Below are 20503 nucleotides of genomic sequence, written 5' to 3'. Positions count from 1 at the left end.
GAAACGCCGCATTAGCGGCGTTTTTTATTATCCGCTATTTATGACTGCCCATTCTGCAACTACCCACTCTTCCTGCTGGCTTGTAGGAAATGTCCTTTTTTTTTAGCAACCGCGAAATTCAAGAAATTTCTGTGTAAAATCCGCCCCACTTAACCAAGAGTTTTCTGGCACTAAGACATATCAACCGACGATTCTCCTTTCTAGAATTAAGTAGATTGTGTCAATAATCTGAAAATTTGTTTTACTGATATATATTCCTGAATATACCTATCAGTACAAATTAAGAATGCAGATCCGCTTATTTGATGCATTTTATGAGCACATTTCTTTATATTGGATGTTATTCATATCGATACGCTTATTAATGCCAATAATGCTCACTAGCAAACCGGTAGCGCTGTGCTGCCAACTTACTTATACTCATAACACTTTATCAATCATGCTGAGGAGCGGCGTAACATGGGTTCAAACAGTGCGTTCTCCCGCAATATTTTATCCAGACGCCACCTTGTAAAAAAAAGTGTCATCCTCGCACTCTGTTTCTTTATTTGTTTTGTTGTTATTACGTTGTCATTACTTTATCGCAGCAGTGAACGTAAATTAACAACACAAAGCGATCATATTATATCCTATTCGTCTCAGTTCCTTAATGGACTGACGACAACCATGTCTCAGCTTATCCCGCAAAGCACCAAGACATGTGAACAGGCCAGTTCAGCACTGCACTATCGAGCTGCATTTACCAATGGCGTTAGAGCTTTCTTATTGGTTCACGATGACATTGTTTATTGTTCTTCAGCAACAGGTGAAATGCATGTACCGGTCAGTGCGCTATATCCTAAAATTAACGTATCCCAGCCTTTAGATTTTAAAATTCAGCAAGGTACGCCCATGATGCCAAGTAAACCGGCAATTGGGGTTTGGTTGCGTGAGGCTGGTCGAGGTAACTCTGGGGTATTAGCAACACTAGAATTAACGCTACATCCTTATTTCTTGCTGAACTCGGCGGAAAACCAAGTCAATAACTTAGCTATCGTTATTGATGATTTAGCGATAACCACTTTTAGCGCCAGAGTCATTCCGGTCAACCAATTACCAGCCCAATCCTCACATGAGGTCCAATTACCCGGCTATCCCATTAAAATATTGATTTATCACACCAGCCTGACTGCGGATGATATTCGCATGACGTTACTCGGCGGTCTGTTACTTTCAGGTTTAGTCGGTATCCTGGCATATTATATTTTGATTACCAGTCAAAGTGCTGAAGCCGAAATTCTACGTGGTATACGGCGTGGTGAATTCTTCATTGAGTATCAGCCAGTATTCCGTTCAGATGAACGTACAATGTCAGGCTTTGAGGCACTCATCCGTTGGAAACATCCTATCGAAGGGCGAATCTCACCGGATCTCTTTATTCCCTATGCAGAAGCTCAGCATTTGATTCAACCACTGACTCGGCATTTATTTGAATTAATCGTCAGTGACAGTAAGTTAATGGAAGATTACGTTCCTGCTGGGACGAAGCTTGCTTTTAATATCTCCCCTGTCCATCTTGCTGATGATGGCTTCCGTAAAGATGTCTTACACATGTTGCAGCAATTAAATACCGACATTTTTGCTCCGGTGTTCGAGATTACCGAGCGAGGTATGGTTGAAGAAGAATTAGCTATTGAGCAATTCGCCTGGCTGCGTTCCCAAGGGATACAAATCGCGGTTGATGACTTTGGGACTGGACACAGTGCGCTGATCTATTTAGAACGTTTTACTTTAGATTATATTAAAATTGATCGTGGCTTTGTTAGCACCATCGGCATTAATACGGTCGCGGCACCGGTATTAGATGCTGTATTAATGTTGGCGCAGAACCTCAATATCGAGACGGTTGCTGAAGGTGTTGAAACAGAACAACAACTCCAGTATTTGGCCCAACATGGGGTGAACTTCTTGCAAGGCTATTTACTTAGCAAGCCGTTATCTGTTGGGGATTTAGTCAAGTTTTGTAATAAAAAGAATTCGTAACAAAAACTCATTGGCTTAATGTTTGCTTTACCCCTGCAAACTGGTAATTTCATTTAAGAGTATTACTATTCGAATAACAGCAGGAGATCACCACCAATATGTTGTCACGCCTACTTGCTGCCTTAGCACTTGCGGCCCTGAGTTTTGGGCTACAGGCTGAAACTATTAAAGAAGGCAGCTCTTTTGCCATACTGGGTGAACCTAAATACTCATCAGATTTTAGCCATTTTGATTATGTTAATCCGGCGGCCCCTAAAGGCGGGGATATAACGCTATCGGCTATTGGTACCTTTGATAACTTTAACCGCTATGCATTGCGTGGCAACCCGGCTATACGCTCTGAGCGGCTATATGACTCGCTATTTGCCACCTCCGATGACGAAATTGGCAGCTATTACCCATTAATTGCCGAATCCGCGCGTTTTGCCCCAGACTTTCATTGGATTGAAGTGGATATCAATCCCCGTGCCCGTTTCCATGATGGCACGCCAATTACCGCGCAAGATGTTGCCTTCACTTTCAATAAATTCATGACCGAGGGTGTGCCACAATTTCGTATCGTCTATAAAGGCGTGCAGGTAAAAGCCATTTCTCGCCTGACTGTACGTTTTGAATTCCCGGAACCCAATAAAGATAAAATGCTGGGTCTATTTGGTTTGCCAGTGATGCCAGAGCATTTTTGGCGAGACCATAAACTCAGTGATCCTCTGAGTAAACCGCCAGTCAGCAGCGGCCCTTATCGTATTGGTAAATATAAAATGGGCCAGTTTATTACTTATGAGCGGGTCAGAGATTATTGGGCGGCTAATTTGCCAGTCAATCGTGGCCAATATAATTTTGACACCATCCGCTATGATTATTATTTAGACGATAAAGTCGCGCTAGAAGCCTTTAAAGCTGGGGCGTTTGATTTCCGTGAAGAGACCTCGCCAAAAAGCTGGGCCACACAATATGTGGGCGGCAACTTCGCCAAAAACTATATCGTTAAACAGGATATCGTCGATAACTCGGCACAAAATACTCGCTGGCTGGCATTTAATGTCCAACGCCCTATTTTTAGCGATCGCCGAGTTCGTCAGGCGCTCACCTTAGCTTTTGACTTTGACTGGATGAATAAAGCCTTTTATTACAACAGTTATCAGCGCACTAACAGTTTCTTCCAGAATACTGAATATGCTGCGACGGGTTATCCAGACAGTGCTGAATTAGCCTGGTTAGCCCCGCTGAAAGGCAAAATACCGCCAGAGGTATTTACGCAACTATATCAGCCACCACAAACTGACGGCAGCGGCGATTCGCGGGATAATCTGTTAAAAGCGCGCGAATTACTGAGTGAAGCTGGCTGGGAAGTAAAAAACCAGCAATTGGTCAATAGCAAAACTGGCAAACCTTTTGAGTTTGAATTGCTATTGCTCAGTGGCAGCAACTTCCAATATGTTCAGCCGTTCAAACATAATTTGCAGCGTTTGGGCATCACCATGAATATCCGTGAGGTTGACAGTTCTCAATTTGTTAACCGCCTACGCAGTCGGGATTACGATATGATCCCGACCGTTTACACTGCGTTCCCTTACCCTAGCCCAAATCTGCAAATCTTGTGGAGCTCGGCTTATATTGATTCCAGCTATAATGCTTCCGGTATTAAAGATCCGGCTATTGACCACTTGATTGAACAGATTATCAAACATCAAGAACAGCCCGAAGCCTTGCTGTCTCTGGGGCGCGCCCTTGATCGCGTCTTGACCTGGAATTATTTGATGATCCCGATGTGGTATTCCAATCATGCCCGCTTTGCGTATTGGGATAAATTCTCAATGCCTGTGGATCGCCCCACTTATTCGCTAGGGTTTGATAGCTGGTGGCTGGATGTCAACAAGGCAGCTCGCCTGCCAGCAGAACGTCACTAGGGGGCGGTTGTGGGCGCATATCTATTACGGCGGTTATTGCTGGTTATTCCCACATTGTGGGCGATTATTACTATCAACTTTTTTATTGTGCAAATCGCCCCAGGCGGGCCAGTTGATCAGGCGATAGCCAACATTGAACTGGGCCATTCCAGTGGCTATAGCGCAGGCGGCGGTGATGCTGGCTTGGGTGGCGCGAAAGTGGGCCTTAATGCTGCCCAGGTGGGTGACAGTAACTATCGCGGCTCACGCGGATTAGACCCGGAAGTCATTGCCGAAATCAAACAGCGTTTTGGATTCGACAAGCCGCTGCACCAACGTTATTTCGATATGTTATGGAGCTATGTGCGCTTTGATTTTGGCGACAGTCTGTTTCGTGGCGAATCGGTAATGTCATTGATTAAGCACAGTCTGCCAGTGTCCATCTCTCTCGGGCTATGGAGCACGCTGATAATTTATATCGTTTCCATTCCACTGGGGATTAAAAAAGCGGTGCGAAATGGCACGGCTTTTGATACCTGGAGCAGCACCTTAATCATTATCGGCTATGCTATCCCTTCGTTTTTGTTTGCCATTTTGCTGGTGGTGCTGTTTTCCGGCGGCAGCTATTTCGATTTATTCCCGCTGCGCGGACTGGTTTCCAGTAACTGGGATACGCTGCCGTGGTACAGCAAAATAACCGACTATTTGTGGCATATCACTTTACCGGTATTGGCCACAGTGATTGGCGGCTTTGCTACATTGACCATGCTGACTAAAAACTCCTTCCTCGACGAAATTCGCAAGCAATATGTTGTCACCGCGCGCGCCAAAGGGCTACCTGAAGAAAAAATTCTCTATCGCCATGTGTTTCGCAATGCCATGTTGCTGGTGATCGCCGGTTTCCCGGCCACCTTTATCAGTATGTTTTTCACTGGCTCACTGCTGATCGAAGTGATGTTTTCATTGAATGGATTGGGATTACTGGGCTACGACGCCACCTTACAGCGCGATTACCCGGTAATGTTTGGCACTCTTTATATTTTCACCCTGATTGGTTTGCTGCTGAATATCCTCAGCGATATCACCTACACCTTGGTTGATCCACGGATTGATTTTGAGGGCCGCCAATAATGATACGGCTAAGTGCTATTAATCAGGCCCGCTGGGGGCGATTTCGTCAGAACCGCCGTGGCTACTGGTCGCTGTGGATTTTCCTGACTCTGTTTATTATTAGTTTGTTTGCCGAGCTCATCGCCAATGACAAACCGTTGCTGGTGAGCTATCAAGGGCGAATTTATATGCCCTTTATGGCTAATTACAGCGAGTCAACTTTTGGCGGCATTTTAACCACCGCCGCCGATTATCAAGACCCTTATGTTATTGGCCGAATTAAAGATCATGGTTGGGCTATCTGGGCACCTATCCGCTTTAGCAATAACACCATTAATTTTGCCACTGACGTGCCCTTCCCTTCGCCCCCCAGCCGCACCAATTTATTGGGGACTGACAGCACCGGTGGCGACGTGTTGGCTAAAGTCATTTATGGGTTCCGTATTTCGCTGTTATTTGGCCTGACACTGACGCTATTTTCCAGTGTGATTGGGATTTGTGCCGGGGCAGTTCAAGGCTATTACGGTGGCCGAGTTGACCTATGGGGCCAGCGATTTATTGAAGTCTGGTCAGGTATGCCAACCCTGTTTTTAGTGATTCTACTGTCCAGCATCGTGCAACCCAATTTCTGGTGGTTATTAGGTATTACCGTGATATTTGGCTGGATGGGGTTGGTCGGTGTGGTGCGGGCAGAGTTTCTGCGCACGCGAAATTATGACTATATCCGGGCAGCACGGGCCATGGGAGTACGCGACCGAGTTATTATGTCGCGACATATGCTACCTAATGCCATGGTGGCCACATTGACCTTCTTGCCCTTCATTCTGTGTGGTTCTATTACCACCCTAACTTCGCTGGATTTCCTTGGTTTTGGCTTGCCTATGGGCTCTCCCTCATTAGGCGGGCTGCTCTTGGAAGGTAAAAATAACCTGCAAGCGCCCTGGCTTGGGATCACTGCATTCCTGGTATTAGCCGTGCTGTTATCTCTGTTGATCTTTATCGGCGAAGCGGTGCGTGACGCCTTTGACCCAAGTAAGGTGTACTGATATGGCAACCTCTCCACTCCTGGATATTCAGAATCTCAGTGTTGCATTTCGTCAGGCTGGCGTTGAACGTCAAGTGGTCAGCGAGCTGTCATTGCAGGTAGCACCGGGTGAAACACTGGCTTTAGTGGGGGAATCTGGCTCCGGCAAGAGTGTCACCGCCTTGTCAATATTGCGTTTATTGCCCTCACCGCCGGTAGTTTACCCGACAGGGGATATTCTGTTTGCCGGCAAATCACTGTTACATGCCGACGAACCGACATTACGCAGTATTCGTGGTGACCAGGTTTCAATGATATTTCAAGAGCCTATGGTCTCACTCAACCCACTGCATACCATTGAAAAACAGTTGGCTGAAGTTTTGTCGCTGCACCGAGGTATGCGTCAAGAAGCGGCTCGAGCGGAGATTATTCAGTGCCTTGACCGGGTGGGAATTCGCAATGCTAAAGACCGACTGGCTGATTTTCCGCATCAGTTATCCGGTGGGGAACGTCAGCGCGTCATGATCGCCATGGCGGTCTTGACCAAACCCAAATTGCTGATTGCCGATGAACCGACCACCGCGCTGGATGTATCAGTTCAAGCCCAGATTTTGAGTTTGCTGAAAGAGTTAAAGCAAGAAATGGGTATGAGTTTGCTGTTTATCACTCATAACCTGAATATCGTGCGCCGGCTGGCAGACAATGTGGCGGTGATGCGTGAAGGCCGTATTGTTGAGCAGAACAGCCGCCAGACACTGTTCAGCGCCCCGCAGCACCCCTATACCCGTCAATTATTGGATGCCGAGCCACAGGGCGACCCACTGCCACTGACCATGGACTTGCAACCCTTACTGCAAGTTAAAGGGCTGCAAGTGGCTTTTCCCATTAAACGCGGCTTACTGCGCCGCACTGTCGCTCATCACTATGCACTGAAAGATCTCAGTTTTGATTTAAAGCCCGGTGAGAGTTTAGGTTTAGTGGGAGAATCTGGCTCAGGGAAAAGCACCACTGGGCTGGCACTGCTGCGCTTGCTGCCCTCTAAAGGTGAGATTTGGTTTAGTGGTCAGCCGCTACACAGCTTCTCGCCCAAGCAAATGTTGCCTTATCGTAGCCGCATTCAAATCGTGTTTCAGGACCCTTATTCAGCCCTAAACCCACGCTTGAATGTTCAACAGATCATTGCTGAAGGGCTGGAAGTGCATCAAAGGCTCAGTGCAGTACACCGTGAGCAGCGAGTAATTAAGGCCATGGAAGAAGTTGGTCTGGACCCAGTGAGCCGCTACCGCTACCCAACTGAGTTCTCTGGTGGGCAGCGCCAGCGCATTGCAATTGCGCGAGCCCTCATTTTGCAACCTCAATTACTGATTCTGGATGAGCCAACCTCATCACTGGATAAATCAGTACAGGCACAAATTCTGGCCTTGCTGAAATCTTTGCAGCAACGTTATCAACTCAGTTATCTGTTTATCAGCCATGACTTACAAGTCGTTCGTTCGCTCTGTCATCAGGTGATTGTGTTAAAACAGGGCGAGGTGGTGGAGCAAGGTGATTGTCAGGCGATATTTGCCGCACCCAAGCAGCAGTATACTCAGCAACTGCTGCAATTTGCTGATTAATTTGGTGTAAATCAGGAATTAAGACACAAAAAAGCGCCAGCATATTTGCGTGACAAACAGCGCTGACGAAATGCCGCTAACGAGTGCTCGATAGCGTATCAGAAGGGATAAAGTGCCGTCATGGTTTCGGCAATGGCCACACCCACATCTTTCAGGCGGCAGATAGTGGCACTCTCATCTTGATTGTGAACAAATAAGCAAGGCTCACCTTCCCATTCGACAATCGCGGAATCCACTTGTATCTCTTGTAACGAGAGATGCAACCGCTGCATGATAATTTGCGCGTGTTTACCATCGTGGCTAAGTAATTTCAGCCCCATGAGGTCATTATTGGTCTCGTCTATCGCCGTCAGTGGTATCGGCTCAACTTTCACGCCGATAAATCCAGATAACCAACGGTAACTTTGCGGCAGACGATGTACTACCGAAAGTTGGATATTATTCACGTGTTTTTCCTAGTCAAATATAAAAATGCAAAAAATCATAAAAGCACCACAATGACTCACACTTACTAAAGTTATAGCTGCTAAGTTGTCATTGTGCTTGGTTCAACCTCTACCAAAACACAACATTGATAACAATTTAGAAACTAAAAATCTACAATGTCATTTTTATGCTGTTTCTAACCTTGATTCAGCCACCGATGCCAAGCACGGGACTGTTGGTTTGGGATTTAGATCCCATTTTTTGTTATATTTATACCTTTATGGCGGCTATCTCAACCATTTTTCTTGCAAACTTGTTACTTAATGCCAATCAACATTTTACATTTCAAGAACAAACAAAGATCAATACAGGCAAAGAAAATCCATTTAATTAATTGATAAATAACTATATTCAATGATATTCATCACTCTTTTATGAGTACCAATAACGGATAAAAGTCCGGTTGATACAATTGAAACTTTTTTATTTCATCGCTCAAAAAGTTAACAATATGGTGTCAAACATAACTATGCAATAAATAATGATATGCATGCTTACTATATTGATGGAGCGCAATAATTTTGTGCTTTTTAGTGGCTATTAGAGCGATATTTAGCAGAGTGAAGGGAAAAGCAGAAAGGAAATATGAGCAAAATGTTAATTAATAAATAAGAGATATGAAGGGAGCGCTCGCCAGCCTCTCCTCTTCATATCTCTCAATTAATTATTTTACCGCGCCCTTATGGGGGCGGCTGGCATAAAGATACAGCAGCATGGCGACAATAATACAGAAGGCCATTGAGCTCACCATTGGCCAGGCACTACGCGATGGTGCCATCGACAATAGCGTTCCCACTATCGCACCAATACCAAAGCGTAAAGTTCCGGCCAGAGAAGAAGCCGTGCCCGCCATATGTGGGAAGTCATCCAAAATAACGGCCATGGCATTTGAGGTGATCATCGCGATACAGCCGACATAAGCCGCCACGCCCAATACCAGCGCCCAGAATCCCAGCCCGGTGGCACATACCACCAGCAGCCAGATGCCCATCACCAGTTGGACTAACATACCAAAGCGGAACATTTTCAGTGCGCCAAAACGGCGAACATTGCGGCTATTTATCAATGTCATCAAGAACAGAAAGACAATATTCAGTGCAAAATAGTAGCCAAAGTTCTGCGGAGAAACGCCGTTTAACTCAATATAAACAAAGGGACCGGCACTCAGGAATGAAAACATCCCGGCAAAAGAGAAGCCGCTGGCCAGCATATAGCTCAATACCCGCTTGTGGCGGAATAAGGTCGCGAAATTGCCGATAGTGGTACGCAAGTGAAATCGCTGTCGCTTCTCTTGCGGTAAGGTTTCTTTGATAAACAGTGAAACCAGTATCGCCGCCACCAAGGCGGCACCGGCCATGGTCCAGAAAATCGCATGCCAGCTAAACCACACCAGTAGCGCGCCACCAATAATCGGTGCCATTAGTGGGGCAATAGTCATCACTAAGACCACAAAAGACATCATGCGGGAGAAGTCATCTTTGGTGAACATGTCTCGCATCAATGCATTGATCACCACACTGGCGGCGGCGGCGGACAAACCATGCAAAAAGCGCATGTTAATCAATTGTTCAATTGACTGCGCCATAGCACAAGCCATCCCCGCCAGTGCGAAGATAAGCGTTCCCCAGAAAATGACCGGCTTACGCCCGATGCTATCGGCCATCGGCCCATAGAACATCTGCCCGATAGCAAACCCCAGCACATAAGCGCTTAGGGTCATCTGCACCGCGCCACTCTCTACGCCAAACTCTTGCGCAATGGTGGGCATGGCGGGCAGATACATGTCAATCGCCAAGGGCATCAGCATCGACAGCAGGCCCAAGATGAAGATTAAGCCAAAGTGGGATGTCCGGGTCTTCCCGTCATTTTGATTACTGGCATGCACGTTCAACAACTCCTTCCATAACCTACTGCGGGTTATATCAACGGCAAAACAGCGTGGAGACAGTTCGCCCACGTTGCAATAGAAAATCACTTACAGATGGGGAGCGCCGACACTCGCAATCTCTTCTGCCGTCAGTGGACGATACTCGCCAGGTGCTAAATCATCGTCTAACTTGATATCGCCAATTCGCTCACGGTGCAGTTCAAGCACCCGATTCCCGACGGCGGCAAACATCCGCTTAACCTGATGGTAGCGCCCTTCGCTAAGGGTCAGACGTACCAACTGTGGCTCAATAACCTCAAGCTGCGCTGGTTTGGTCAGGGACTTTTCATTATGTAACTGTACGCCGTCCGCAAACTGCTGCGCCGTATCATCCGCCAGCGGATGCTCCAGTGTCACCAGATAGGTTTTTTCACAATGGTGACGCGGAGAGGTGATGCGATGTGACCACTGGCCATCATCTGTCATCAGGACTAGCCCGGTAGTATCAATATCTAATCGGCCCGCGGCATGAAGTTTGTAAGCTACTGGCTCATCAAGGAAATACAGCACCGTCGGATGATCGGGATCTTCGGTAGAACACACATAGCCCTGCGGTTTGTTCAGCATGAAGTAACGTGGGCCAACTGTTTGTTGCAGTGGGTTACCATCAAATCTCACGTCTTGTTCTGGCGTCAGCTTAATAGCGCCACTTTTGACCACTTCGCCATCAATGGTTACTCGTTTTGCCCGCAGCTCGCGCGCGACCAACGCCCGGCTGACACCTAATTGCTGAGATAAAAACTTGTCCAATCGCATTGAATCTACTTTGCCTGTTGTATAGTCGTGCCAGTAACAGGCACGATACCCGCAATCACGCCTACATCTTAAAGATGCGGGGGATTATACGGTGTGGAATGAATGAAGCAGTAAAGTGGTATAGGGGAAAATAATTTGCTGCCTAACCGACCTAATTCACCAGTATAGCGGCGGTTGCCATATCATCCTAGGAACAGTTGCAGTGAAACCCTTATTTAGCAACCACATCGTGGTAAAATTCAGCAATCGCCCTAATCCCGCCGATGGGCACAATAGAGAGTAGAAATTTTTTCACTACTCGTAGAGAGAAATATTGTTTATACCCGGTAAAAGAGTGTTGCAAATCATGTATTCAATCTATGGTCACGCAGTGTAATGGCATTCACATTACGCCCCTATCAGCAAGAAGCGGTGGATGCGACGCTGGCCCATTTTCGTCGTCACACTGAACCCGCACTGATTGTTTTACCCACCGGGGCCGGGAAAAGTCTGGTCATTGCCGAGTTGGCAAAACTGGCGCGTGGGCGCGTTCTGGTGCTGGCACATGTTAAAGAACTGGTGGCGCAGAATCATGCCAAATACTGTGCCTATGGTTTAGAGGCTGATATCTTCGCCGCCGGTCTGCAACAGCGCCAAAGTGCAGGGAAAGTGGTCTTCGGCAGTGTGCAATCTGTGGCGCGCAATCTTACTTTGTTTGATAGCGCCTTTTCGTTGCTGATTATCGATGAGTGCCATCGCATCAGTGACGAGGATGACAGTCAATATCAGCAAATTATTCAGCATCTGCGTAGCACTAATCCGCGTCTACGGCTGCTGGGGCTGACCGCCACGCCTTATCGTCTGGGTAAGGGCTGGATTTATCAATTCCACTATCACGGTATTACCCGTGGTGATGGGAAATCTCTGTTCCGCGATTGTATTTATGAATTACCCCTGCGCTACATGATTAAGCACGGTTTTCTGGTGCCACCAGAGCGGCTGGATATGCCGGTGGTACAATATGATTTCAGCCGTCTGACCAGCAACAGTGACGGTATGTTCCGTGAAGCGGATCTAGACCGCGAACTTAAACAACAACAAAGAATTACTCCGCATATTGTTAGCCAGATAATTGAGTATGCCGCCCATCGTCGCGGGGTGATGATTTTCGCCGCCACCGTTGAACATGCTAAAGAGGTTTACGGGCTACTACCCCAAGGTGAAGCCGCGCTGGTCAGTGCCGGAACGCCTCCCGCAGAGCGCGATGCACTCATTAGCGCCTTTAAGCAGCAGCAATTGCGTTATTTGGTCAATGTTGCCGTGCTGACAACCGGCTTTGATGCCCCACATGTCGACCTGATTGCGATTCTACGCCCGACTGAGTCGGTCAGTTTATATCAACAAATCGTTGGCCGCGGTTTGCGGCTCTCTCCGGGTAAAGAAGATTGTCTGATTCTGGATTATGCTGGCAATCCCCATGACTTATTCACGCCAGAAGTGGGTACCAGCAAACCTCACAGTGATAGCCAACCGGTGCAGGTCTTCTGCCCTGACTGCGGTTTTGCCAATATTTTCTGGGGTAAATGCACTGAGTCAGGCGAGATTATTGAACATTATGGCCGCCGCTGTCAGGGCTGGTTTGAGGATGACTCTGGGGCGCGGGCACAATGTGACTATCGCTTTCGCTTTAAGTCCTGCCCACATTGCGGTGCTGAGAATGATATTGCCGCCCGCCGCTGTCATCAGTGCCAGGAAGTGCTGGTCGATCCCGATGATATGTTAAAAGCTGCCCTGAAATTGAAGGATGCACTGGTTCTGCGTTGCGGCGGAATGAGTTTGGAAGCGGGGCATGATGCGAAAGGCGAGTGGCTAAAAATCACTTATTACGATGAGGATGGCACCAATACCAGTGAGCGTTTTCGCCTGACCACGCCCGCTCAGCGAATGGCATTTGAGCAAATTTTCTTACGCCCTCACCAGCGGGCGCCCGGTGTTACCCTCAAATGGCAAAACGCCGCAGATATCATCGCGCAACAGGCATTACTGCGTTACCCGGATTTTGTTGTCGCCCGTCCTCGCGGACAATGGTGGCAAATCCGAGAAAAGATATTTGACTATCAAGGGCGTTTTAGAAAAGCAGATTCACTGGCTTAATGAGTTGACGTTGCAGCAAGGCGGCAAGTGAGTGCATCCCGATGAGTTTACATCAGTAAGTGATTCGGGTAAGCGAATGCAGCCAACACCGCTGTAGCGTCAAATACAGAGAGGATTATACCCAAAGTAGTTGGCGTGACAGCAAGGCGGCAAGTGAGTGCATCCCGATGAGTTTACATCAGTAAGTGATTCGGGTAAGCGAATGCAGCCAACACCGCTGTAGCGTCAAATACGCAGGGAATATGCGGTATTGTTTGCTGTCTGGCGGAGACTTCGCTAGAATATCGCCCGCTTTGCTCTGGGTTTACCCAGTCAAAGCCGAGTATCGAACCTGTTGCTGGGTCGCCTGTAGCAGGGTAAATTTTCTTTAAGAGAAAACAAAATGACCACTATCAATGTAGAAGTACGTAACGACCAGGGTAAGGGTGCGAGCCGCCGCCTGCGTGCAGCAAATAAATTTCCGGCAATCATTTACGGTGGTTCTGAAGCAGCAATTTCTATTGCTCTTGACCATGACACCACCAAGAACCTTGAATTGAAACCGGGCTTTTATGATTCCGTACTGACTCTGGTTGTTGACGGTAAAGAAACCAAAGTTAAAGTACAGGCTGTTCAGCGTCACGCTTTCAAGCCAAAACTGACTCATATCGACTTCGTTCGCGTTTAATCGCGTCGCTGTCGATATTCGGGACGCCGAAGTAAAAAACGCCGCTTATGCGGCGTTTTTTATTGGCTAATTTGGTGATTTTCTCATCACGCAATCTATTCTACTTACCGGCATTGCGCTGCAACTGATCGCGCAGATTCGGCGGCGTGCCTTTAATGGTCAATGTATCTGTCGCTGCATCCCAGAAAATACGCTCACCGAGTAATAGCGCGTCAAAATTGATACTCAACCCGCCGCCACTGCCTGCGAACTTGGTCAACTGACGCAGAGTGCCGCGATCCGCCGGGAAGCTCTCTTCTAATCCATAGCCTTGCTCAGCAGAGAACTGTTGGAAATCTTTTTCGCCCAACTTCGGCAACTCTTGCGCAAGCTCTTGTAAGGCAATCTCCTCACCGGCCTGCAACTGCTCATTACAATAACTATAAACTTGCTGGCGATAGGCTTGACGCTCATTTTTACCCAGTTCAGCATCCGCACAGTAATCATCAACGGCTTGTAGTAAACCGCGATTCTGCGCTTTGGTATCTAAACCTTCAGCAGCAGACAGGAAATCCATAAAGAAGTCAGATACTTTGCGCCCGATCCGCCCTTTCAGGAATGAAAGATAACGGGTAGATTCCGGGTTATTTTCCCACTCAGTCAAATCAATACGAGCCACAATGTCAGCACGGTTTATATCAAGATAGTGAGTGGTGCTCAGATCCAACTGCTCGTTTACTCGCATGCTATTACAGCTGCTCAGCACCGAAATCAGCAAATATTCCACCGCCAGATAACGATATTGGCAAAACAGCACCACACCGCCTTCAGCAAAGGGATACTTGGCTAACTCATCGCGTAAGCGCCCAGTTGCCGCGCGGCTAAAGCTGAGGAAGTCTTCATCACCCTTACGGCTTCGTTTCAGTGCTTCAGCCAGCTCACTTTGCTCATTAAACAACCCGTAAGCTTTGCTTTTGGCACTGTAGACCCGATGCAGCTCGGCCATCATTTCTTCAACTACAGCATTGGCAGGTAACAGCGAATCGCGCAACACCACATCAAGCGTTTGTTCATCACGTTTGATAAGCTGATGTAAGGCTATCTGGTCAATATCCAGACTCATGATAAATACTCCTTTTGGCTAGGGGCGTATTCAATCACTGATGCCTGAGAGCTGCAACCCAAAAGCTATCGCCGCCCTCAATTAATGGCTAATGATTCTTAATGCTATAAAATAGCGGAAAAGCGCGACTCTATACGGTAAGATATGGGACTTTGTCAGGTGTTGAGCACAATTTTTATGCCACAATCATCCCGTTATAGCGACGAACACGTTGAACAATTGCTGTCTGAACTGGTCAGCGTACTGGAAAAACACCGTACCCCAACCGATCTTTCTTTGATGGTTTTGGGAAATATGGTAACAAATCTGATCAATACCAGCATTGCCCCGGCGCAACGCAAAGTATTGGCGCGTTCTTTCGCTGAAGCCCTGCAAGCTTCAGTACGTGAAGATAAAGCTCATTAATTTATCGGCCAAGACTGCAATCTCAATATGGTGACAAATCGTCAGCGCTATCGTGAAAAAGTCTCCCAGATGATCAGCTGGGGGCACTGGTTCGCCTTGTTTAATATCCTGTTCAGCCTAGTGCTGGGTAGCCGCTATTTGTTTGTTTCCGATTGGCCTTCATCGCTGATTGGCCGTATCTATGCCCTTGTCAGTTGGCTCGGGCACTTTAGTTTTATCGTTTTTGCCGCCTATTTATTGGTGATATTCCCACTGACTTTTGTGGTGATGTCGCAACGATTGCTGCGCTTCCTTTCTGCGGCCTTTGCCACTGCGGGTTTAACCCTGCTCTTGGTCGATACTGAAGTTTTCACCCGCTTCCACTTACATCTTAACTCCGTGGTATGGGAGTTAGTGATTAACCCCGACCAAACTGAGCTAGCGCGTGATTGGCAACTGATGTTTATTGCCGTGCCGGTCATTTTTCTGGTCGAGATGCTTTTTGGTACCTGGGCGTGGCAAAAACTACGCAGTCTCAACCGGCAGCGTTTCGTTAAGCCATTGGTTGCGGTGTTCATTTCCGCATTCTTTGCTTCACATCTAATTTATATCTGGGCCGATGCCAATTTCTATCGCCCAATCAGTATGCAACGCGCTAACTTGCCGCTGTCATACCCAATGACCGCGCGTAAATTCCTTGAAAAACATGGTCTACTTGACCAACAGGAATATCAGCGCCGCTTGGTAGAGCAAGGGAATCCGGATGCATTAACGGTTGAATATCCACTCAGCCCGATTACTTTTAGTGATAAAGGCAGCGGTTATAACCTGCTATTGATTGTGGTTGATGGTATCCGCGTCGATAGCCTGCAAAAAGATATGCCCGCGTTAGCTGAGTTTGGTCACTCAAACATTCAGTTTGACCGACATTATAGTTCGGGTAACCGCCAAGATACGGGTCTGTTTGGCCTGTTTTATGGCATATCTCCAACTTATCTGGACGGGGTTCTCGCTGCCCGGAAACCTTCTGCATTTATTACGGCATTAGGTGCGCAAGGCTACCAATTTGGTCTGTTCTCATCTGATGGCTTTGCATCGCCGCTCTACCGCCAGGCGTTATTATCTGATTTCACCTTACCTGCGCCAACACAGCAAACAGACAGTGAAACGACGGCACAATGGCAACAGTGGTTGTCAACTCTGACCAGCAGTGCGCCGTGGTTCTCATACATTAATCTTAATGGCGCAGTCGAAGCACAAGACCCCATCAAAGGTAATCAAGTTGCCTTGCCAACTGACTTTATTCGTCACTATAAAGCCGGGGCGCAAGATGTGGATCAACAGATTGCGACCATTCTGGATACCCTGAAACAACGTGGGCAACTCGATAAAACAGTGGTGGTGATTACTGCCGCCCATGGTGTCGAATTTAATGACTACGGCAATGATAATTGGGGTGCAGGCAGTAGTTTCAATCGTCAACAGCTACAAGTGCCGCTCATTGTTCACTGGCCGGGGACACCTGCGCAAGCAGTTAACAAGCTAACTAACCACGAAGACATCATGACGACACTGATGCAACGGTTGTTGCACGTCAAAACGACATCAGAAGATTATTCGCAAGGGGAAGATTTATTCGCCGCGCAGCGCAATCATAACTGGGTGGCAACCGGCGATAACGGCATGCTGGTTATTACTACGCCAACACAAACGATTGTGTTAGATAATAACGGTGAATATCGGACCTATGATCAGCAAGGCAATGAAATCAAAGATGAAAAGCCTCAGCTCCCATTACTATTGCAAGTGCTGACGGATATAAAACGTTTTATTGCGAACTAGCTCTAAAAACTGAGCACGATACGTTTAAAAAACCGGCAACTGTTTTTATCCGGTATTGCATTAGTCACTGTAAAATGTAGTATAAATACCGCAGCATCGGCATGTAGCGCAGCCTGGTAGCGCACCGTCATGGGGTGTCGGGGGTCGAAGGTTCAAATCCTTTCATGCCGACCAAAATACCTAAAGAAAACCAACCTGTTAAGGTTGGTTTTCTTGTTTGTGGGGTTTGGTGAGGGAAACCTAAGGGTAAAACACTGACTATATCTGACCCGTGTGGCTCAATACTTCTATTCAATGTTTACCCGATGACACGCAATATGTCTAAAGCATTACAGATTTAAAGTTCTTCACCGTTGCTGGCAATAACTTTCTTATACCAGTCAAAACTCAGTTTACGCGAGCGCGCCATTGTGCCGCTACCGTCATCATTTTTATCAACATAGATAAAACCGTAACGTTTGCTATATTCGCCAGTGGTAAATGACACGCAATCAATGCAACCCCATGGGGTGTAACCCATCAGATCAACACCGTCCTCAAATACCGCTTTTTTCATCTGCTCGATATGCGCTTTGAGATAAGCAATACGGTAATCATCGTGGACCATGCCATCATCAGCCACTTTATCGATAGCGCCAAAACCGTTTTCAACAATAAATAACGGTTTTTGATAACGCTCATACAATACACTGAGTGAATAACGTAAGCCGACTGGATCAATCTGCCATCCCCAGTCAGAGGCTTTAACATGTGGGTTAGGCACACTGCCCTCGAAGCCAGACAGCGAATTGCCACTTCCTGGATTGGTCGCTGAAACCGCGTTACTCATGTAGTAACTCAGCCCCATATAGTCAGCACAGCCCTCACGCAGAGTCTCAAGATCGCCCTCTTCCATATTGATGGTGAAGCCACGGCGCTCCCATTCATTCAGAATGTACGAAGGATAATAACCGCGCATATGAACGTCACCGAATAAATAACGCTCACGCATGGCTTCCACGGAATACATCATGTCGTCAGGGTGGCAAGAGAACGGATATAGCGGCACCATCGCAACCATACAGCCAATCTTGAACTCAGGGTTAATCGCATGGCCCAGTTTGACCACTTTGGCGCTGGCAACAAACTGATGATGCAGAACCTGATACATTGTCTCTTCAGGATTTTCTTGTTCAGTGAATACCACGCCAGAACAGCAATAACCAAATAACGGATATTTCCAGTTACGTTGATTATTGATCTCGTTGAAAGTCATCCAATATTTGACTTTGCTTTTGTAACGCTCCATCACCACTTCACTGAATCTGACAAAGAAGTCGACCACTTTGCGATTTTTCCAGCCGCCGTATTCTTTGACTAAATGCCATGGCATTTCGAAGTGAGATAAAGTAATCACCGGTTCGATGCCGTATTTCAACAGTTCATCAAACATATCGTCGTAAAATTGCAGGCCAGCTTCGTTCGGTTGCAGTTCATCACCCTGCGGGAAAATACGTGTCCAGGCAATAGAAGTACGGAAACATTTGAAGCCCATCTCGGCAAACAGTGCGATGTCTTCTTTATAATGGCCATAAAAATCAACCGCTTCATGGTTTGGATAGCGATACCCTTCCTGCACACCATCGGTCATAACACGGTCAACGCCGTGTGCGCCGCCGGAAAGTACATCGGCAATACTTACCCCTTTACCGCCTTTATCCCAGCCGCCTTCGACCTGATGTGCTGCGACCGCGCCGCCCCATAAAAAATCTTTCGGCAATTGTTTGTGGCTCATAACTTTCTCCCTTAGTACTGTGGGCAACTATTCGCCCTGAAAATGAAATTCAATGGCGGGTGGTTGCCCGCCTAAATCTTAAAACTATTTTAGCCTTGATTCATTTGTGCCTGAGCAATAGGTGCTGCTGATGTTTTTTCCTCTACACTTTCACTCTCATCGGTAAACCCAACCAGCCAAGTGAACACGGCACCCAAGACGAAAGCGACAGTGATAGACAGTAAGAAACCGAGGAATTGGGCCATATGCCCCTCTTTAAAGAAGACGGGGAGCACAGCAATACCCGGTAAACAGTAGCTCCAGGACACCGCATTAAAACTCCCGGCAATAGCCCCGCCAATTCCACCAGCAGCGCAACTGCACAAGAAAGGTTTTTTCAGTCGTAATGCCACACCGTAAATGGCCGGTTCGGTAATACCGAATAAAGCGGTGATCCCGGCCGACAATGAAATACCTTTCATTTCACTGTTGCGAGTTTTTAGGTAAACACCAAACATGGTACCTGCCATCGCGAAGACGGCTGAAGCTTGCAGACCGGTAAAGGTGTCGTAACCCAAAGTTGCATAGTTACCCACCGTCACTGGCGTAATGCCCCAATGCACCCCTAAAGTCACCAATGGTTGCCAGAATGCCCCGACCATAAACCCTGCAATCGCTGGGCTAAGGTTATACAGTGTATTGTAAACACCGCCGATAGCACCGCCAATCAAGTTACCTATCGGGCCGAAAACCAGCAGAGTTAATGGCACCATAATGGCGATACAGAACATGGGGGTAAACAGGTTACGCACCACCATTGGCAGGATACGTTCAAAGAAACGCTGCACATATGACATGGCCCAGACCATCAAAATGATCGGAATAACCGAGGCGGTATAACTCAGGTATTGCACGGGAATACCGAAGAAATCCAATGTTGGAGAGGATAAAGGAATACCGGCAATGGTATTCAGAATCTGGGCAATTTGTGGATTATTCACCGCTTCATGCATCAGTTGCTGAACCGCCGGGTCCGCTGAATTGACAGTCACTATCTTATTGGCGGTCAGCATATTCATGTAATCAGGGCTGATCAGTGCACACGCCGTAATGACGGCAGTAAAAGGGTTAACATTGAATTTTTTAGCCGCGGTGAAAGCCACCATGACCGGCAGGAAGGTAAAGCCCGTCCAGGAAACAAAGTTTAGAATTCGATAAGTACCACTAGCAGCATCCATCCAACCAATAGCCGCGAGGAATGAGATAATCCCCTGCAAAATACCGCATGCCGCCAATGGATAAAGGAAGGGAGCAAAAATGCTAGAGATAATGTCCATCAAGCGGCTAACAATACCGACTTTAGGAGCGGCAACTGGCGCGCTTTCATCGATGTTAATTAAGTTGGTGACATGTTTGTAGGCATCACCAACATGGTTGCCAATGACCACCTGCATTTGCCCGCCAGCTTCAATAACAGTAATCACGCCTTTAACACGATTTAATTTTTCTTTATCGACCGCTTTATTATCTTTCAATATAAAACGTAAACGCGTTGCACAATGTGTGACGGTAATCACATTATTATCACCGCCAATATACTTAATAATTTCCTGAGCGGTTAATGAGTAATCAATTGCCATTATTAGTCTCCTGTTAAGGACGCTGGTATAAGATAAACAGAGCGTTATCGGCTTATTATTAATATTTTTGGTCGATTGAGACTGGAGTTTAACAAAAAAAGAAGTGAAGTCACGATATAACAAAAATCGCAACTTGTAATATGTAACAGGTAAAA

Annotated in this window: 15 protein-coding genes and 1 tRNA gene; 10 read left to right on the top strand and 6 right to left on the bottom strand. The window is 47.0% G+C overall.

Going from position 1 to position 20503, the window contains the following annotated elements; genetic code table 11:
* The first annotated feature begins 459 nt into the window (after nucleotides 1-459).
* The 5 genes from FTA96_RS15310 (at nucleotide 460) to yejF (ending at nucleotide 7658) form a co-directional block, all read left to right on the top strand.
* Complete coding sequence (locus tag FTA96_RS15310) at nucleotides 460-2022, top strand: cyclic di-GMP phosphodiesterase (RefSeq protein ID WP_050120894.1); 1563 nt, start codon at nucleotides 460-462, stop codon at nucleotides 2020-2022.
* A 98-nt stretch (nucleotides 2023-2120) separates the two neighbouring features.
* Nucleotides 2121-3929 (top strand): extracellular solute-binding protein, encoded by a 1809-nt coding sequence (locus FTA96_RS15305; RefSeq protein WP_145574232.1) that lies wholly within the window; start codon nucleotides 2121-2123, stop codon nucleotides 3927-3929.
* A 9-nt stretch (nucleotides 3930-3938) separates the two neighbouring features.
* Nucleotides 3939-5039, top strand: coding sequence for a microcin C ABC transporter permease YejB (locus tag FTA96_RS15300; RefSeq protein WP_050106180.1), 1101 nt, complete (start codon nucleotides 3939-3941; stop codon nucleotides 5037-5039).
* Nucleotides 5039-6064, top strand: coding sequence for an ABC transporter permease (locus FTA96_RS15295; protein WP_050106177.1), 1026 nt, complete (start codon nucleotides 5039-5041; stop codon nucleotides 6062-6064). Before FTA96_RS15300 ends, FTA96_RS15295 begins: the two co-directional genes overlap by 1 nt.
* A gap of 1 nt (nucleotide 6065) precedes the next feature.
* Entirely contained in the window at nucleotides 6066-7658 is a 1593-nt protein-coding gene (gene yejF / locus FTA96_RS15290; RefSeq protein WP_145574230.1) for a microcin C ABC transporter ATP-binding protein YejF, read from the top strand.
* A gap of 98 nt (nucleotides 7659-7756) precedes the next feature.
* On the opposite strand, the gene FTA96_RS15285 is transcribed toward yejF, so the two are convergent.
* The 3 genes from FTA96_RS15285 to rsuA form a co-directional block, all read right to left on the bottom strand.
* Entirely contained in the window at nucleotides 7757-8104 is a 348-nt protein-coding gene (locus tag FTA96_RS15285; protein ID WP_004710851.1) for a YejG family protein, read from the bottom strand.
* Between the two features lie 704 nt (nucleotides 8105-8808).
* On the bottom strand, nucleotides 8809-10029 hold the full coding sequence (locus FTA96_RS15280; protein WP_050145410.1) for a Bcr/CflA family multidrug efflux MFS transporter: 1221 nt from the start codon (nucleotides 10027-10029) through the stop codon (nucleotides 8809-8811).
* 90 nt (nucleotides 10030-10119) lie between these two features.
* Nucleotides 10120-10827: a 16S rRNA pseudouridine(516) synthase RsuA gene (rsuA, locus tag FTA96_RS15275; RefSeq protein WP_050145411.1), complete on the bottom strand. Its 708-nt coding sequence runs from the start codon at nucleotides 10825-10827 to the stop codon at nucleotides 10120-10122.
* A gap of 375 nt (nucleotides 10828-11202) precedes the next feature.
* On the opposite strand from rsuA, the gene FTA96_RS15270 reads away from it, so the two are divergent.
* The gene (locus FTA96_RS15270; protein WP_145574227.1) at nucleotides 11203-12960 is read left to right on the top strand and encodes a DEAD/DEAH box helicase; all 1758 of its coding nucleotides are present in this window, start codon (nucleotides 11203-11205) and stop codon (nucleotides 12958-12960) included.
* Between the two features lie 382 nt (nucleotides 12961-13342).
* Nucleotides 13343-13627 (top strand): 50S ribosomal protein L25, encoded by a 285-nt coding sequence (gene rplY, locus FTA96_RS15265; RefSeq protein WP_004700538.1) that lies wholly within the window; start codon nucleotides 13343-13345, stop codon nucleotides 13625-13627.
* Between the two features lie 100 nt (nucleotides 13628-13727).
* On the opposite strand, the gene yejK is transcribed toward rplY, so the two are convergent.
* Entirely contained in the window at nucleotides 13728-14729 is a 1002-nt protein-coding gene (gene yejK, locus FTA96_RS15260) for a nucleoid-associated protein YejK (RefSeq protein ID WP_134956688.1), read from the bottom strand.
* A 177-nt stretch (nucleotides 14730-14906) separates the two neighbouring features.
* On the opposite strand from yejK, the gene FTA96_RS15255 reads away from it, so the two are divergent.
* From FTA96_RS15255 to FTA96_RS15245, 3 genes are all read left to right on the top strand, one after another.
* Nucleotides 14907-15134, top strand: a complete 228-nt coding sequence (locus FTA96_RS15255) for a YejL family protein (protein WP_002208836.1) — start codon at nucleotides 14907-14909, stop codon at nucleotides 15132-15134.
* Between the two features lie 27 nt (nucleotides 15135-15161).
* Nucleotides 15162-16955, top strand: a complete 1794-nt coding sequence (gene yejM / locus FTA96_RS15250) for an LPS biosynthesis-modulating metalloenzyme YejM (protein ID WP_050106170.1) — start codon at nucleotides 15162-15164, stop codon at nucleotides 16953-16955.
* Between the two features lie 97 nt (nucleotides 16956-17052).
* Nucleotides 17053-17129, top strand: a tRNA-Pro gene (locus FTA96_RS15245).
* Nucleotides 17130-17292: 163 nt separating this feature from the next.
* On the opposite strand, the gene FTA96_RS15240 is transcribed toward FTA96_RS15245, so the two are convergent.
* Together FTA96_RS15240 and FTA96_RS15235 are read right to left on the bottom strand one after the other, a co-directional pair.
* Nucleotides 17293-18729, bottom strand: a complete 1437-nt coding sequence (locus FTA96_RS15240) for a 6-phospho-beta-glucosidase (RefSeq protein ID WP_050145415.1) — start codon at nucleotides 18727-18729, stop codon at nucleotides 17293-17295.
* 89 nt (nucleotides 18730-18818) lie between these two features.
* A complete protein-coding gene (locus FTA96_RS15235) occupies nucleotides 18819-20348 on the bottom strand; it encodes a PTS transporter subunit EIIC (protein ID WP_050151028.1) in 1530 nt (509 codons plus the stop codon).
* Between the last annotated feature and the right edge of the window lie 155 nt (nucleotides 20349-20503).

The organism is Yersinia alsatica (genome assembly GCF_902170305.1).
Lineage (GTDB): Bacteria > Pseudomonadota > Gammaproteobacteria > Enterobacterales > Enterobacteriaceae > Yersinia > Yersinia alsatica.
Note: the sequence above shows the minus strand (reverse complement) of the source record. Positions and strands in the feature narration are given on the sequence as shown.